11 protein-coding genes are annotated in these 15,361 nt (G+C 74.2%); 8 read left to right on the forward strand and 3 right to left on the reverse strand.

Annotated elements, in window-relative coordinates:
• Nucleotides 1–23 precede the first annotated feature (23 nt).
• A complete protein-coding gene (locus tag FHX44_RS35580; protein WP_147259781.1) occupies nucleotides 24–971 on the forward strand; it encodes a GlxA family transcriptional regulator in 948 nt (315 codons plus the stop codon).
• Nucleotides 972–1,308: 337 nt separating this feature from the next.
• On the opposite strand, the gene FHX44_RS35585 is transcribed toward FHX44_RS35580, so the two are convergent.
• Nucleotides 1,309–2,061 carry an IclR family transcriptional regulator gene (locus tag FHX44_RS35585; RefSeq protein WP_147259782.1) on the reverse strand — a complete coding sequence of 251 codons (753 nt, stop codon included), beginning with the start codon at nucleotides 2,059–2,061 and terminating at the stop codon, nucleotides 1,309–1,311.
• Complete coding sequence (locus tag FHX44_RS35590; protein WP_147259783.1) at nucleotides 2,058–3,506, reverse strand: APC family permease; 1,449 nt, start codon at nucleotides 3,504–3,506, stop codon at nucleotides 2,058–2,060. The genes FHX44_RS35585 and FHX44_RS35590 overlap by 4 nt, the downstream gene beginning before the upstream one ends.
• Nucleotides 3,507–3,721: 215 nt before the next feature.
• Here FHX44_RS35590 and FHX44_RS35595 point away from each other — a divergent pair, with 215 nt between their 5' ends.
• Entirely contained in the window at nucleotides 3,722–5,695 is a 1,974-nt protein-coding gene (locus FHX44_RS35595; protein WP_147259784.1) for a primary-amine oxidase, read from the forward strand.
• Nucleotides 5,685–7,211, forward strand: a complete 1,527-nt coding sequence (locus FHX44_RS35600; protein ID WP_147259785.1) for an APC family permease — start codon at nucleotides 5,685–5,687, stop codon at nucleotides 7,209–7,211. Before FHX44_RS35595 ends, FHX44_RS35600 begins: the two co-directional genes overlap by 11 nt.
• Nucleotides 7,212–7,283: 72 nt before the next feature.
• On the opposite strand, the gene FHX44_RS35605 is transcribed toward FHX44_RS35600, so the two are convergent.
• Complete coding sequence (locus FHX44_RS35605) at nucleotides 7,284–8,477, reverse strand: Gfo/Idh/MocA family protein (protein ID WP_147259786.1); 1,194 nt, start codon at nucleotides 8,475–8,477, stop codon at nucleotides 7,284–7,286.
• 155 nt (nucleotides 8,478–8,632) lie between these two features.
• On the opposite strand from FHX44_RS35605, the gene FHX44_RS35610 reads away from it, so the two are divergent.
• From FHX44_RS35610 to FHX44_RS35630, 5 genes are read left to right on the forward strand one after another with little or no spacing between them, the layout of a single operon-like run.
• Nucleotides 8,633–9,844, forward strand: a complete 1,212-nt coding sequence (locus FHX44_RS35610; RefSeq protein WP_147259787.1) for a hypothetical protein — start codon at nucleotides 8,633–8,635, stop codon at nucleotides 9,842–9,844.
• Entirely contained in the window at nucleotides 9,841–12,312 is a 2,472-nt protein-coding gene (locus tag FHX44_RS35615) for a serine/threonine-protein kinase (protein ID WP_147259788.1), read from the forward strand. Before FHX44_RS35610 ends, FHX44_RS35615 begins: the two co-directional genes overlap by 4 nt.
• A gap of 57 nt (nucleotides 12,313–12,369) precedes the next feature.
• Nucleotides 12,370–13,368: a protein phosphatase 2C domain-containing protein gene (locus FHX44_RS35620; RefSeq protein ID WP_246170766.1), complete on the forward strand. Its 999-nt coding sequence runs from the start codon at nucleotides 12,370–12,372 to the stop codon at nucleotides 13,366–13,368.
• Nucleotides 13,369–14,676 (forward strand): vWA domain-containing protein, encoded by a 1,308-nt coding sequence (locus tag FHX44_RS35625; protein ID WP_147259789.1) that lies wholly within the window; start codon nucleotides 13,369–13,371, stop codon nucleotides 14,674–14,676.
• Entirely contained in the window at nucleotides 14,673–15,356 is a 684-nt protein-coding gene (locus tag FHX44_RS35630) for an FHA domain-containing protein (RefSeq protein ID WP_147259790.1), read from the forward strand. Before FHX44_RS35625 ends, FHX44_RS35630 begins: the two co-directional genes overlap by 4 nt.
• Nucleotides 15,357–15,361: the final 5 nt, after the last annotated feature.

Consider the following 15,361-nt stretch of genomic DNA (forward strand, 5'->3'; position numbering starts at 1 on the left):
CCGTGCCGAGGCACCCTGGAGCCGTGGACCCCGGATCGGTCACCTTGGTGATCTTCGACGGCTACCAGGCCCTCGATCTGGCCGGGCCGTACGACGTGTTCGCGGAGGCCGGCTACGCCTGCTCGATCGTGGCTCTACGAGCGGGCCCGGTCCGCTCGAACATGGGGATGCCGGTGCTCGCCACCGGCATCGCGGAGACCGACCCGACCACCGCCGACACCATGATCGTGGTGGGCGGCAGCGGGGTCCACGCGGCCCGTTCCCAGCGGGAGCTGGTGGAGTGGATCCGCGCGGCGGCCGGCTGCGCCCAGCGCGTCGCCTCGGTCTGCAGTGGATCGTTCCTGCTCGCCGAAGCCGGGCTGCTCGACGGGCGGCGGGTGACGACGCACTGGAACGAGGCCGACCGGCTGGCTCACGAGTTCCCCTCGGTCGAGGTCGACTGCAAGCCGATCTTCATCCGGGAGGGGCGCCTCTGGACCTCGGCGGGCGTGACCGCGGGGATGGATCTCGCGCTGGCGCTCGTCGAGGCGGACATCGGTCGGGACGCCGCGCTCCGCGTGGCCCGGGATCTCGTCATGTACCTGCGTCGACCGGGGAACCAGTCGCAGTTCAGCGTTCCCCTCTGGTCGGCGCAACCGGCGAGCGACGTGCTCCGCAAGGTCGTCGACGCGATCCACACGAACCCCGGCGGCCGCAACACCATCGCCGACCTGGCCTCCCTCGCCGGTCTCTCCCCGCGCCACCTGCAACGCAGGTTCACCAAGGAGATCGGCGTGCCCCCTGCGGCCTATGTGGAACGAGCCCGGATCGAAGCGGCTCAACGCGCACTCGCCGAACGCGACGACCCGGTCGAGAGCATCGCGCGCCGCTGCGGTTTCGGTTCCGCCGAGACGCTCCGCCGCGCGTTCCACCGCCTCGTCGGCATCGCCCCGTCGGAGTACCGGGACCGGTTCCACACGGCCTACACGTAGTGGCTCCCCCAACCGAGGGCTGGACGGCGTTCCGCTTCTCTCATGGGCAAGCCTGGTCGCCTCGAGCGGCAGGTGTGATCGACCTCGGCGGTGTTTCGGGCGCTGTCTTCCGATTCCCGGCGTGCCTCGTGCGGGGGGAGGGTGGCTGGGTTGGGATCACTACCGAATAGCGTGGCTGTGTGGGCGGCCGTCCCCGCGGGGACGGCTACCCGAGCAACCACGCTATTCGGTAATGATCCCAAACCGGCCACGCACGCCGCGTACGAATTTGCCGGGCCGATTACGTCCGGTCCGAGTCGGGAACGGCGCGCCCACGCAACGCCTGTGCCGGGATCGTCTAGGCGAGGAGCGGGGAGAGCCGCTCGGCGTGCTCGCGCAGGAGGGCGACGAGCTCCTCGTTCGGCTCGGCCACGCGGTCCGGCGGCCCGGCCAGCGCGAGCCCGGCCACGAGCGCACCGGTGCCCGGCCCGCGGACGGGCACGGCGAGGCAGCCCCGGTCCGGGCGCAGCTCGCCGCACTGCCGGGCGAGCCCGGTGGCGGCCACGGCGGTGAGCTGCCGGTCGAGGGCGACGGCGTCGACGACGGTGTGCTCGGTGAACCGGCGCAGGTCGCGGGACACCGCCCGCCAGTCGGGCTGGTCGGCGAGCAGCAGCTTGCCCAGCGCCGAAGCGTGCGGGTAGCGGGCGATGAGGGTCGGCTCGGCCGGCGGGTGGTCGGGATCGGGGTCGACGAGCGCGACCTGACCGGTGGTGAACGACGCGAGGTGCACACCCCAGCGGACGAGGCCGCGCAGGTGCTCCACCACCGCGCGGGCCGCCGTGGGCGGGGTGGTGACGACGGGGAGCGCGAGGCGGGCCGCCCGCCGGCCGAGGGCGAACCCGCGCAGGTCGGGCAGCCGCACGAGGTACTCCTCGCCGACGAGCAGGTTGAGCAGGCGGTACGTCGTGGCCTGGGGCAGCTTGAGCGCGGCCGAGATCTCCTTCGCGGTGACGCCCGGACCTGCCGCGACCACCTCCTCCAGGACGGCCAGCGCGCTGCGGACCGCACGGGGCTGGCGCCCGGAGAGCGGGAGGGGGTCGAGCCCGGTCACCGGGCCCGCCCGGCCGGCCCGCTCGCCGTGTGCACGTCCGCGGCGGACGGCTCGTCGTACACGCCGATCGCGGCGAGCTCCCGCGGCCGCCGCACCCGCAGCACCGCGTACCAGGCGAGCGCGGCCAGCACCAGGGCACCGAGCACGATCGGGACCGCGCCGCCGAGCGCGGAGACCACGAACACGCCGCAGACCCCCGCGAGCACCGGTACGGCGAGCGCGGTGACCACGACCGGCGCGGGCGTGAGCTCGCCGATGCGGTGCAGGAAGAGCGGCGCGGCGAGCGCCACGAGCAGGTAGGCCACGAGGTACCCGGCCGTCGCGACGCTGAGCAGCCCACGCAGGACGGTCAGGCCCGGCACCCCGGCCAGGAACAGCGCGGCGGGAACGGCGGCACCGACGGGCACCGCGACGGCGATCGCGACGTGCGGCGTGCGGTAGCGGCCGTGGGTCGCCCCCATGGGCCGGGGCACGATCCGGTCGCGCGCCATGGAGAACAGCACGCGGACCAGCGCGTTCGTCGTGGCGAGCGTGCATGCGACGAACGAGGTGGCGATGCCGAGGTCGAGCAGGACGGCGAGCCACGGTGTGCCGTGCGCCGCGGCGAGCGTCACGACGGGCTCGGGCTGCCCGCCCAGCGCCCCCGCGAACCCGACCACCTGCGTGTGGGCGGCGAGCAGCGACAGCAGCCCGACCAGGCCCGCCGTGCCGAGCACCGCCCGCGGCACGGAGACGAACGGCTTCCGCGCCTCGACCCCGAGGGCGGTGGCCGCCTCGAAGCCGATGAACGCGCCCAGCGCGGGGAGCACCCCGGCCGCGACCCCGACGAGGCTCCAGCCCGGCGTGGCCGCTGCGGGTGCCGGCGGCGCAGGCGGCCCGGCGAGGAGCACCCCGAAGATCACGAGCATCACCGTGATCGAGACGGCCTCGACGGCGAGCACGATCCGCGCCGAGACCCGCACCCCGCGCAGCACGAGGCCGCCCGCGAGCGCGGCGAGGACCACCACGGTCGCGGCTCCGACGGCAGGTGGTGCGGCCAGGCCGAGCCGGGTGAGGAACGCGTCGGTGTAGAGCGCCGCGCCGGCGAGCGCCGCCATGAGGAGCACGGCGTACCCGGCCAGCAGCGCCGCTCCGCACGCGAACGCCGCTCCCGGCCCGAGGCCCTTCGCGGTGAGGCTGTAGAGCGAGCCTGCGGCCGCCATCCGGCGGGTGAACGTCGCGATGCAGGCGCCGACGGCGAGCGCCACCGCCGTCGCCAGGACGAACGACCAGACCGTCGCCGTGCCGGCGGTCGTGGCCACGATGGCTGGCACGGTGGCCATCCCCGCGGCGGGTGCCGCGGTGGACACCGACTGCGCGAGCACCTCGACCGGGCGGAGGTTGCGCCGGTCGAGGCCGTGCACGGGCGAGCGGCGCCGCAGCCCCGCCAGTGCCCCGTTCCGCATCACGCACCTCCGACGATCGGACGGACGCTAACCCGGCCGCAGCCGCCGCGACAGGCGGAAACGCGTCGAATGAGAATCGGACGAGCCGGATTCTCACCGGGTGAGAGCCGTCACATCAGCCTTTCGCGGCTGCGGAGACCCACCTTTGACCGCGTCGGCATCCAGCGGTGACGGTGCCTCACCACGCTCTCGCCAACGACGCAGGGAGGAACCGGATGACCACCGTCGAGGACCGGCGCGCAGCAACCACCCCCACCCATCCGCTCGCCATGACGCGCGGTGCCGAGGTCGACCGGGTCCGCGAGACCCTCGCCGCCGCCGGCCTGCTCACCGAGACCGTCCGGTTCGCGTTCTTCGCACCGGAGGAGCCGCCGAAGGCCGAGGTCCTCGCCCACGCCGACGGTGCTCGCGTCGACCGCCGGTTCCGGGCCGTGCTGCTCGACCTCGCGACCGGGCGGTCGTGGGACACCGTCGTGTCGGCGACCAGCGGGGAAGTGGTGTCGTCGCGGGAGATCGACCCGCCGCGCGAGGGCCAGCCGCCGATCATCGACGCCGAGTTCGAGCTGATCGAGGACATCCTCAACGCCGACGAGGGCTGGGTCGAGGCGCTGCGCAAGCGGGGCATCGAGCCGGCCTCGGTGCGCGCCGTGCCGCTCTCGGCCGGTGTCTACGACCACCCGGAGGAGGTCGGCAGGCGCATCGTGCGCTCGTTCGGGTTCCGACAGGACCACGAGAAGGACCACCCGTGGGCGCACCCGATCGACGGGCTCGTCGCCTACGTCGACCTCACCGACCGGCGCGTCACCCGGATCGTCGACGTCGCCACCCCGCCCGTCCCGGCCACCTCCGGCAACTTCGACGACCCCGCGGTGCAGGGCCCGCCGCTCGACTCCCTGAAGCCGATCGAGATCACCCAGCCCGATGGCCGCAGCTTCACCGTGGAGGACGGTCGGGTGCGCTGGGGCAACTGGGACCTGCGCATCGGGTTCAACGAGCGCGAGGGCCTGACCCTGCACCAGATCGCGTTCGACGGCCGTCCGGTCTGCTACCGCGCCTCGATCGCGGAGATGGTGGTGCCCTACGCCGACCCGGCACCGACGCGGTTCTGGCAGAACTACTTCGACTGCGGCGAGTACATGTTCGCCCGCTACGCCGACTCGCTCCAGCTCGGCTGCGACTGCCTCGGCGACATCCACTACGTCGACGCCGTGATCGCCGACGACCTCGGCATGCCGAAGACGATCACCAACGCGATCTGCATGCACGAGGAGGACACCGGTGTGCTCTGGAAGCACTCGGACCTGTTCACGCAGTCGCGCGAGGTGCGCCGCCAGCGGCGCCTGGTCATCTCGTTCTTCACGCCGATCGGCAACTACGACTACGGCTTCTACTGGTACCTCTACCTCGACGGCACGATCCAGCTCGAGGTCAAGGCCACCGGGATCGTGTTCACCGCCGCCTACCCGGAGGGCGGCAACGACTACGCCACCGAGGTGGCGCCCGGCCTCGGCGCGCCCTACCACCAGCACCTGTTCTCGGCGCGGCTGGACATGACCGTGGACGGCGTGCGCAACGCCGTCGAGGAGGTCGACGCCGAGCGGGTGCCGATGGGGGAGGGCAACCCGTACGGCAACGCGTTCCGGCAGCGGCGCACGCGCCTGTCGCGCGAGTCGCAGGCGCAGCGGCGCGCCGACGGGTCGGTGGTGCGCACCTGGCACGTCGTCAACCCGGAGAAGCGGGGGGCGCTCGGCCAGAGCGTCGGCTACGCGCTGCTGCCCGAGGGCCGGGCCACGCTGCTCGCCGACGAGGCCTCCTCGATCCACGCGCGGGCAACGTTCGCGACCAACCACCTGTGGGTCACCCGGTACGACCCGGCGCAGCGCTACCCGGCGGGCGACTTCGTCAACCAGAACCCGGGCGGCGCGGGCCTGCCCGCATGGGTGCAGGCCGACCGCGACATCGACGGCGAGGACATCGTCGTCTGGCACACGTTCGGCACCACCCACTTCCCGCGGCCGGAGGACTGGCCGGTCATGCCCGTCGACCACACGGGGTTCACGCTCAAGCCCGTCGGGTTCTTCGACCGCAACCCGGCCCTCGACGTCCCGGCGACCCGGGCGGCGCACTGCCACGGGGGCGCGGCGGACGTGCACGGCCCCGCGAAGGAGCGTGCCGGCGATGTCGACTGACGCGACCGCCGCCCCCGCGGCGACCGGCGGCTTCCACCGCACGCTCGGCCTGCGCGACGTCATCGCGCAGAGCCTGTCGGTGATCGCGCCCGCGATGTCCGGGGCGTTCCTCACCTACCTGGCCTCGACGAAGGCGGGTGGCGCGACGCCGCTGGCGTACCTGCTCGGGACCCTCGCCATGCTCGCCGTCGGCGGCACGGTCGCGATGTTCGCGCGGTCGCTGTCCTCGGCCGGGTCGATGTACACCTACATCACGCACGGCGGCGGCAAGGTGCTCGGCTTCCTCGGCGGGTGGTGCTACGCCGCGGCGTTCCTCGTGCTCGGCGGTGCGGTGCTGTGGGGCTTCGGGTTCTTCACCGCGAGCCTCGTCGCGCTGCTCACCGGTGCCGACCCGGCCTGGTACTGGTTCTCCATCGCCGGGCTCGTGGTCATCGCGCTGATGAGCCTGTACGACATCCGGGCCTCCACCCGGACGCAGCTGGCGATCCTGCTCGTCACGATGGTCGCGCTGCTCGCCGTGGCCGTGGTCGTCATCGCGATCGGGTCGCCCGCCGTCAGCGTCATCGACGGCACGACGCCGGTGGCCGACCCGGGCCGCAGCGTCGACCTGGCCGCGTTCTGGCCGTCCGCGGCGGGCGTCTCGTGGACGGGTGTTCTCTTCGGCCTGTCGTTCGCGATGCTGTCGTTCACCGGGGCCGAGGCCAGCGCGGTGCTGTCGGAGGAGACGCGAGACCCGCGGCGGGCGATCCCGCGCGCGATCATCGGCTCGATCGTGGTGGCCGGCCTGTTCTACCTGGTGATCACCTACGCGACGGCGATCGGGTTCGGCGTGCAGCAGGCGGCCACCGACTGGCCGACGTCCGTCGCGGGGCTGGCCGCCGTGGCGCCCAACGAGGCGGTCGGCGCGGTCGTGCTGGCCTGCGCCGCGCTGGCGAGCCTGTTCTGCGCGCTCGGGGTGCACATCGCGGTCTCGCGGGTGCTCTTCGCGATGGGCCGTGAGCGGGTGCTGCCCGCGTGGCTGGGCGTGCTGCACCCGCGGTGGGGCACGCCGTGGCGCGCGATCGGGCTCGACCTCGCGGTCTGGGCGCTGCTCGCCGCCGTCTCCATCCTGTTGACGAGCAGGGAGGGGCAGATCGCACTCTCCGGTGGGGTCGACAGCGGGCAGACCGGCGGCATCTTCCTGTTCACCTTCCTCGCCGGCATCGGTACACCCCTGGTCATGGGGGTGTACCTGCTGCTCGGCGTCGCGGGTGCGGCACAGGGCAGGCGCACCGGACGGCCCTGGTTCACCGTGACGGGCGTGCTCGCCGCGCTGGTCGGGGCCCTCGCGGTCGTGGGCGGGCTGTACTACTCGTTCGTGCCCGCCGCGCCCGACGCCCCGATCCCGCTGCAGATCGCGATGGTGCCCTGGGTCTGCCTCGCGATCGCCGCCGCAGGCCTGGCGCTCGCCGCCTGGACCCGGCGGTACCGGCGGGACGTGTGGGCCGACATGGGCCGCATCTTCGACGAGGTCTAGCCACTGGATCCCGCCAGTGGGGTTGTGAGCGGGTACGAGTGTTCGCGCACTCGTATCCGCTCACGGCCGGCATCAGGCGGGCGCGTCGCCGAAGTCGGGGATCGGCAGCCGCTCGCCGCCCCGCAGCGCCGACTCGTGCGCGACGATGCCGGGCAGGGTGAACCGCGCCGCCACCCAGGCGTTCACGCTGGGCAGCGCGCCGGTCTCCACGGCCTGGACGAAGTCGTCGGCGAGGAACTGGTGACTGCCCTCGTGTCCGTTGTGGGCGCCGTGGTAGCTCGCAGGCAGGCGGGCGACGTCGTGCACCGGCGCGTGGCCCGAGACGAAGGCCGGTCGCAGCTCCGGGGCCACGTGCGCGAGCGACGGGTCGTCCACGGACAACCCCGAGCTCGCCTCCAGCTCGTCGGTGACGTCGACGACCTTCTCCTTGTCCTGCCAGACGCTCACGGTCGCGAGCTGCTCGAAGCTGGCGTCCGTGCCGAAGAACCGGAACCGGGACTCCCGGATGTGCGACGGATAACCCACCCGCCGCATCTCGTTGGTGCGCATCACGCCGCCGTCCGCCAGCTCGAACAGGGCCGTGGCGTTGGAGAAGTCGTTGCCGAACCGGCTGATCTCCCGGTCGAACACGCCGTCGCCGCGGTCGTCACGCACCCCGATGCAGCTGACGCTCACCGCGTGGGTCGCCCACGCGCCGAGCACACCGCCGATCGCGTGGGTGGGGTAGAGCATCGGCGGGTAGCTCGCAGTGGCCTTCCAGTTCTCCCCGCCGCTGTACCGGTAGGCGGCGTAGAAGCCGAGATCCATGTCGCGGACGTAGTCGCCCTCGGCGTAGAAGACGCGGCCGAGGGCGCCGTCGGCGATCTTGTTGCGGGCGAACACGGTGGCCGGGTGGTAGTAGCTCGTCTCGCCCATCATGTAGGTCAGCCCGGTGCGGCGGACCGCCTCGATGATCGCGCCGATCTCGTCGGCGGTGATCGCCATCGGCACCGCGGAGTAGACGTGCTTGCCCGCCTCGAGGGCCTGCAGAACCAGCGGGCCGTGCGTCCAGCGCTGTGTGAAGATCGCGACCGCGTCGACGTCGGAGGCGAGCATCTCCTCGAAGCTCCCGAACGTGCCTGCAAGGTCCTGCATCTGCACGAGCTCGGTGGCCCGCTCGGGGATCAGGTCCGTGACGTGCACGGCGCTGACCGAGGGGTGCTTGTGGAACAACTCGGTGAACTGGCCGGCGAACTGGCCGGCCCCGACGAACCCGATCGAGAACATGGACGCCCTTCTGCGTGCCGACAATCTTGTGGCGACGAGCCGTAGATCAGTCTGCCCGTTGCGAAACCGTCGCTCAGAGCCATCCCTCCGCGCGCCTGATCGCGCTACCCTCCCGACTCGATGGGGTGCTGCGGGGCTGGGGGCGTGACAGCGGTATGACGGGAGGGGGCGGCGCCGCGCGCATCGGAGGGCTGGAGGGGGAGCTGGCGCAGCGCGGCGACGCCGAGGGGCGGATCGCGACGTCGCTGGTCGAGCTGGAGCGGCATCCCGGCCACGCGCTGCTGAGCAAGGGCCGCCTCACCGGCCGCACGGCGCGGGAGTGGACGCAGGCGAGCGCAGAGCTCGCCGGCCTCTGGCAGGACTTCGACACCTACCGGCGGGTGCTCGCCGACGCCCGCGCCGCCCTCGCCCGCGGGGCGGACGATCCCGAGCTGCACCGGTTGCTGCGCGAACCGTCGATCGAGGTCGGGCGCTCCGTCGTCGAGCGGAGGCTGACCGGCACCGTCGAGCGCGTCGACGCGATCACCCTCGCCGACCTGGCCGGCCGGATGGATGCGGCGTACGACCGCGTCCACGCCCTGTTCGTCACCGCCGACGATCTGCACGAGGCGTTCCTCGCCGCGATCGGGCCGCTCGCCGAGCGCCTGCGGGCGGCCCGCAGGCTGGCCGCCGAGCTCGAGGACACCCGCGTGGCCGAGCTGACCGCGCGCGTCGAGGAGCTCACCGCACGGGGCACCACCGATCCGCTCTCCCTCGCCGACGCGCCACCGGATGCCACGCTCGCCGAGCTCGGGGCGCGCGTCGACGCCCTCACCGCCGACCTCGCCCGCACCGCCGCCGCCCGCGACGCGTGGAACGACCACCTCGCCCGGGTGGGCGACGCGATCGCGGAGCTGCAGGTGGCCCGCGCCGCGGCCGAGCAGGTGCGGCTGCGGGCCCAGGAGCTCGTGGTCACCGCACCGCTCGACCCGCCACCCGACCGCACCGCGGCGCTGCGGGGCGTGCTCGCCGCGCTGATCGACGGGCGCCTGCCCAGCCGCCGCGGCTGGCCCGCGCGCGCCCGTGCACTCGCCGACCTGGAGGCCGAGGTCGACGCGGCGGCCACCGAGGTGCGCACCGCCCACGAGCTCGCCGACGGCCTGCTCGAACGACGTTCCGAGCTGCGCGGCCGCTTCGAGGCCTACCGGGCGAAGGCGGGCCGCCTCGGCCTCTCCGAACGCCCCGACCTGCTCGCCCTCGACACCGACGTCCGCCGCCTGCTGTGGACCCGCCCCGCCGACCTGGCGGCCGCCACCCGTGCCCTCGTCTCCTACCGGCAACTCCTGGTGGCCGGCGACACCGGCGACATCGCAGGGAGGCCGGCATGACGTCGTCCCAGGCCTGCGGCCGCCCCGGCTGCGACGGCACGATCGACGGCGGGTGGTGCGACACCTGCGGGCTGGCCCCCGTCCCCGCCCCGACTCGGTCGGCGCCACCCGCACCCGCCCCACCCGGCGCCGGGGGCTCGCAACCCTGCGGCCGCCCCGGCTGCGACGGCACGATCGACGGCGGCTGGTGCGACACCTGCGGGCTCGCCCCCGCGGGCGACACGACGGGCCCGTCCACCGCGTGGTCCACCGGGTCTTCCACGCGGAGGAGCAGCTGGTCCACCAGCACGGGGGGCAGCCGCCCGTCACGGCGCAGGTCGGGCCGCACCACCACCGGCACCGCGCGCAGCCGGCTCGGCGCCGGGCTCGTCGAGGTGCCCGCGGTGCCCCGGGTCGACCCGGCGAGCGCCCTGCTCACCAACCCCGAGGTGCCGGAGAACAAGCGGTTCTGCAGCACCTGCCACAAGCCCGTCGGCCGGTCCAAGGACGGACGCCCCGGCCGCACCGAGGGCTTCTGCCCGCACGACGGCACGCGGTTCTCGTTCACGCCGAAGCTCCGGCCCGGCACGGTCGTCGCCGGCCAGTACGAGGTGCAGGGCTGCCTCGCGCACGGCGGCCTCGGGTGGATCTACCTCGCCACCGACCTCAACGTCGACAACCGCTGGGTGGTGCTCAAGGGCCTCCTCGACTCCGGCGACGCGCACGCCATGGCCGCGGCCGTCGCGGAGCGGCGGTTCCTCGCGCAGGTGAGCCACCCGAACATCGTCACGATCCACAACTTCGTGCAGCACCCCGACGAGGACGGCACCCCCGTCGGCTACATCGTGATGGAGTACGTGGGCGGCTCGTCGCTGAAGCAGCTGATGGAGGCGCGCCGCCGTGACGACCGCACGCTCGACCCGATGCCGGTGCCGCGCGCGATCGCGTACGTGCTCGAGATGCTGCCCGCGCTCGGGTACCTGCATGCCAACGGCCTGGCGTACTGCGACTTCAAGCCGGAGAACGTGATCCAGTACGACCGGCAGCTCAAGCTCATCGACCTGGGGGCCGTGATCCGGTTCGACGACCTGACCAGCGCCGTCTACGGCACGATCGGCTACCAGGCGCCCGAGATCGGCGACGAGACGGTTCCCGAGAACGGCCCGTCGGTGAGCTCGGACCTGCACACCGTCGGTCGCACGCTCGCGGTGCTCGCTCTCGGGATCCCGCCTGCGCGCCGCGGCGTGCCGACCCCGATCCCCGACCCTGCGGAGCACCTGGTGCTCGCGCGACACGAGTCGTTCCACCGCCTGCTCCTGCGGTCCACCGATCCCGACCCGCTGCGGAGATTCGAGTCGGCCGACGAGATGGCGGAGCAACTCGGCGGCGTGCTGCGGGAGGTGCTCGCCACCGACCGCGCCGAGGGCGTCGACGACGAATCCGGGGACCACCGGTCGGGCCCGGTACCTCCCGCGGTGTCCACCGTGTTCGGGCCGCCGCGCGGAACGTTCGCACCCGGGCTGCTCGCGGGACCCGGCCTCGCGAACGACACCGGTGGCGCCACCGCCGCCGGCACCGACACCGACGCGCCCGGCCGGCCGGATCCGGCGCGGGTTGCCGCGCTGCTGCCGGTGCCGCTGGTCGACCGCGACGACCCGGCCGCCGCGCTGCTCGCCGCGGCGGCGCCCAGCACCCCCGCCGACGTGGCGCGGGTGGTCGCCGCCGCGCCGAAGTTGAGCCGGGCGCTGCAGCTGGCCCTCGTGCGGGCCCACCTCGAGGTGTCCGATCCGGCCGCGGCCGCCGGGGTCCTCGACGAGCTCGCCGCCGAGGACGCCGACGACTGGAGGTTGGACTGGTTCCGGGGTGTCGCCGCCCTCGTCGAGGGCCGCGTCGATGCGGCGTGCGCGGCGTTCGACACCGTGTACTCCACGCTTCCAGGGGAGGCGGCGCCCAAGCTGGCGCTCGCCGCGGCGGCGGAGTGCGCGGGGCGTGACGAGCCGGCAGGCCGCTACTACGCGCTCGTGGCCCGGCCCGACCCGGGGGTGGCCGACGCCGCGTTCGGGCTGGCCAGGGTGCGGGTGCGGGCCGGCGACCGCGCGGGGGCGCTCGCGGCGCTCGACGCCGTGCCGGACACGTCGAGCGAGTACGTCGCCGCCCAGCTCGCCGCGATCGAGGTGGTGCTCTCCGGCCGGTTCGGCACCGACCAGGGTGAGGACGAACTGCGGGCGGCAGCGGCGCGGGTGGAGGGGTTGCGCCTCGACGCGGCCACCGCGCAGCGGGTGCGCACCCGGCTGTTCGAGGAGGCGGTGGAGCTCGCTCCGAACGGTGCCGGCGGCACACCGCTGCTGCGGTGCCCGTGGAACGAACGGTCGCTGCGGCTGGCCCTCGAGGCGAGCCTTCGGGCGTCGGCGCGGCTCGCGTCCGACCCGGGACAGCGGGTGGTTCTGGTGGATCGGGCCAACGCCGTGCGCCCGCGGACGTGGGTGTAGCCGATGCCGGATCAGCCTTCCGCCCGAGCCGCCGCGTGCCCCCGGTGCCGGGAACCGGTGGACGACCACCGCTTCTGCGAGAACTGCGGCCATGACCTGTGGATGCGCCGGGGCGGGGCCGCCCGGGCGCCGTCGGGGCCGTGCCCGGCGTGCGGCACGACGGGCTCGAACGGGGTCGTCGGCGCGAACGGGTTCGGTGTCGACGAGGCGGGGGAGGACTACTGCGGCACCTGCGGGCTGCGCCGCTCCGACGGCACCGAGCACGTCGAGGCCGACCTCGGGCGGGTCGCAGGCGTCAGCGACCGCGGGTTGGTCCACGTCCGCAACGAGGATGCGATGGCCGTCGGGGTGCTCGACCCACCCGATGGGCCGACTCTCGTGGCCGCCGTCGTGTGCGACGGGGTGTCCAGCGTGGACTCCCCGGAGCTGGCCTCGCGCGCCGGCGCGGACGCCGCGCTGGTGCGGCTGCTGCACCCGGGCGGCCCCAACATGAAGGAAGCCGTCGGTGAGGCGGCGACCGCCGTGGCCGCGCTGGCCGACGCGGGCTACCGGAACCCGCCGTCGTGCACCCTCGTGGCGGCGGTGGTGGACCCGGGTACGGGCGGCGATCCCACCATCACGGTCGGGTGGGTCGGCGACAGCCGGGTGTACTGGCTGGCGGCGCCGGACGCGGCCGAGCCCGCACGCCTGCTGACCGTGGACCACTCGTGGGCGGTGGAGATGATCGCGGCGGGGGCGCTCGACGTCGAGACGGCGATGGCCGACCGGCGGGCACATGCGATCACGCGGTGGCTCGGGGCGGGCGGCGAGCCGGAGCCGGACGTCGTGACGTTCCGGCCCGCGGGTCCCGGGCTGCTGCTGCTCTGCTCGGACGGATTGTGGAACTACCTCCCGGGTGCCGCGGACCTGGCCGAGGCGGCGCTGCCCAGGCTCGAGCGGGGCGGGCCGGCGGCCGTCGCCCGCGCTCTCACGACCATCGCCCTGGACGCGGGCGGGCGCGACAACGTCACGGTGGTCGCCGTGCCCGTCGGGCCCTCGGACGAGAGGAGGTACTAGATGGCGGACGGGGCTGCGAGCGGTGCCGGAGCGTTCACGGTCGATGTCGACCAGAACAGCTACCTGCCGGTGGACGCGACCCGGGTGGACGCGATCGTCACGGTCACCGCGGCCGACGGTGCGGCCGGGCCGGCCCCCGCGTCCGAGGTGCTCGAGGTGATCGTGGTCGACTGCTCGACGTCGATGACGGGGAGCAAGATCCGGGCGGCCCGGCAGGCCACGGTGGCGGCGATCGCCGAGCTGCGCGACGGGGTGTCGTTCGCGGTGGTCGCCGGCAACCACGTCACCCGGCAGGTCTTCCCCACGCACGGCACGGCCGTGGCGGACGCGGGCTCGCGCGCGGCGGCCACCCGGCTGGTGGAGCGGCTGCAGGCCGAGGGGGGTACCGGGATCGGGAACTGGCTCACGCACGTGGGCGGGCTCGCGCGGGAGCACCCGGGCTCGATCAAGCACGCCATCCTGCTCACCGACGGCCAGAACGGCGAGTCGCCGGAGTACTTCTCGAACGCGCTGAACGGCGCGCTCGGCGCCTTCACCTGCGACTGCCGCGGCGTGGGCACCGACTGGCGGGTCGACGAGCTGCGCACGATCGCCACCGCGATGCTCGGCACCGTGGACATCGTGGCCGACCCGGCTGACCTCGCGGCCGACTTCCGGTCGATCATGGGGGAGGCGATGGGCAAGAGCGTCGCCGACCTCGCCCTGCGCCTGTGGACGCCGAGGGGCGCGAGCGTCCGGTTCGTCAAGCAGGTGGCACCGGCCGTCGAGGACCTCACGGACCGGCGCACCGAAGCCGCGCGGCAGAGCGGCGACTACCCGCTCGGGTCGTGGGGCGCCGAGTCCCGCGACTACCACCTCGCGATCGAGGTCCCGCAGGGGGCGGTCGGCGACGAGATGCTCGCCGGGCGGGTCAGCATCGTGCGGCCGGGCTCCGGTGACACCCCCGAGCAGGTGCTCGGGCAGGGCCTCGTCAAGGCGATCTGGACCGAGGACACCGCGCTTTCGACGCGCATCAGCCGCGGCGTCGCCCACTACACCGGCCAGGCCGAGCTCGCCGAGGCCATCCAGGAGGGCCTCGCCGCGCGGAAGGCGGGCGACGAGGTCACGGCCACGGCGAGGCTCGGGCGGGCGGTCGCGCTCGCCGCGGCGTCGGGCAACGAGGGCACCGCGCGGCTGCTCGGGCGGGTGGTGGAGGTGGTCGACGCGCCGTCGGGCACGGTCCGGCTGCGCAGGGTGGTCGCGGACGTCGACGAGATGACGCTCGACACCCGCTCCACCCGCACCGTGCGCGTGCGGGGCGACGGATGACCCCCTGCACGGAGGACCACGCGGCAGCCACGGGGGAGTACTGCGACGTCTGCGGCCTGCGGTTGCGCGGCGCGCAACCGCAGCCGGCGTCGTCCCCGCCCGCACCCGCAGAACGCTGCCCGAACTGCGGTGCGGGTCGCGAGGGCCGGTTCTGCGAGGTCTGCGGGTACGACAGCGCGCTCGGCCCGCCGCCCGAGCCCGCTTCCGAGGTCCCAGCGGCGGATGTCCCCGCGGCCGACGTCCCGGAGACCCCGGCGCCACGGCCGCGGGGCGGGGCGTGGACCGCGGTCGTCCGCGCCGACCGCGCCTGGTTCGAGGAGGTCCTGCGGCGCAACGGGCCCGACGCGGGCACGCTGCAGTTCCCCGCGTTCAGCACCGAGCGGCGGTTCGTGCTCGACGGTCCGCAGCTGGCGATCGGGCGTCGCAGCCGCTCGCGGGGGATCGAGCCGGAGATCGACCTGTCCGCCCCGCCGGTGGATCCCGGGGTGTCCGCGCTGCACGCGCTGCTCGTCCACCGGGACGACGGGGGCTGGGAAGTGGTGGACCTGGACTCGACGAACGGCACGATCGTGGGGGAGCGGTCCGACCCGATCCCCCCGAACACGCCCGTCCGGCTCGCCGACGGTGACGTGGTGAAGGTGGGCGCCTGGACCACGATCACGCTCGTGGCCCCGGACTAGTGGCA

The organism is Pseudonocardia hierapolitana (genome assembly GCF_007994075.1).
In the GTDB taxonomy this organism is placed as follows: Bacteria; Actinomycetota; Actinomycetes; order Mycobacteriales; family Pseudonocardiaceae; genus Pseudonocardia; species Pseudonocardia hierapolitana.

Coding starts and splice junctions, on each gene's coding strand:
- FHX44_RS35590 (WP_147259783.1), bottom strand. CDS start 3,506: ATGCGGAACGGGGCACTGGCGGGGCTGCGGCGCCGCTCGCCCGTGCAC.
- FHX44_RS35595 (WP_147259784.1), top strand. CDS start 3,722: ATGACCACCGTCGAGGACCGGCGCGCAGCAACCACCCCCACCCATCCG.
- FHX44_RS35600 (WP_147259785.1), top strand. CDS start 5,685: ATGTCGACTGACGCGACCGCCGCCCCCGCGGCGACCGGCGGCTTCCAC.
- FHX44_RS35605 (WP_147259786.1), bottom strand. CDS start 8,477: ATGTTCTCGATCGGGTTCGTCGGGGCCGGCCAGTTCGCCGGCCAGTTC.
- FHX44_RS35610 (WP_147259787.1), top strand. CDS start 8,633: ATGACGGGAGGGGGCGGCGCCGCGCGCATCGGAGGGCTGGAGGGGGAG.
- FHX44_RS35615 (WP_147259788.1), top strand. CDS start 9,841: ATGACGTCGTCCCAGGCCTGCGGCCGCCCCGGCTGCGACGGCACGATC.
- FHX44_RS35625 (WP_147259789.1), top strand. CDS start 13,369: ATGGCGGACGGGGCTGCGAGCGGTGCCGGAGCGTTCACGGTCGATGTC.
- FHX44_RS35630 (WP_147259790.1), top strand. CDS start 14,673: ATGACCCCCTGCACGGAGGACCACGCGGCAGCCACGGGGGAGTACTGC.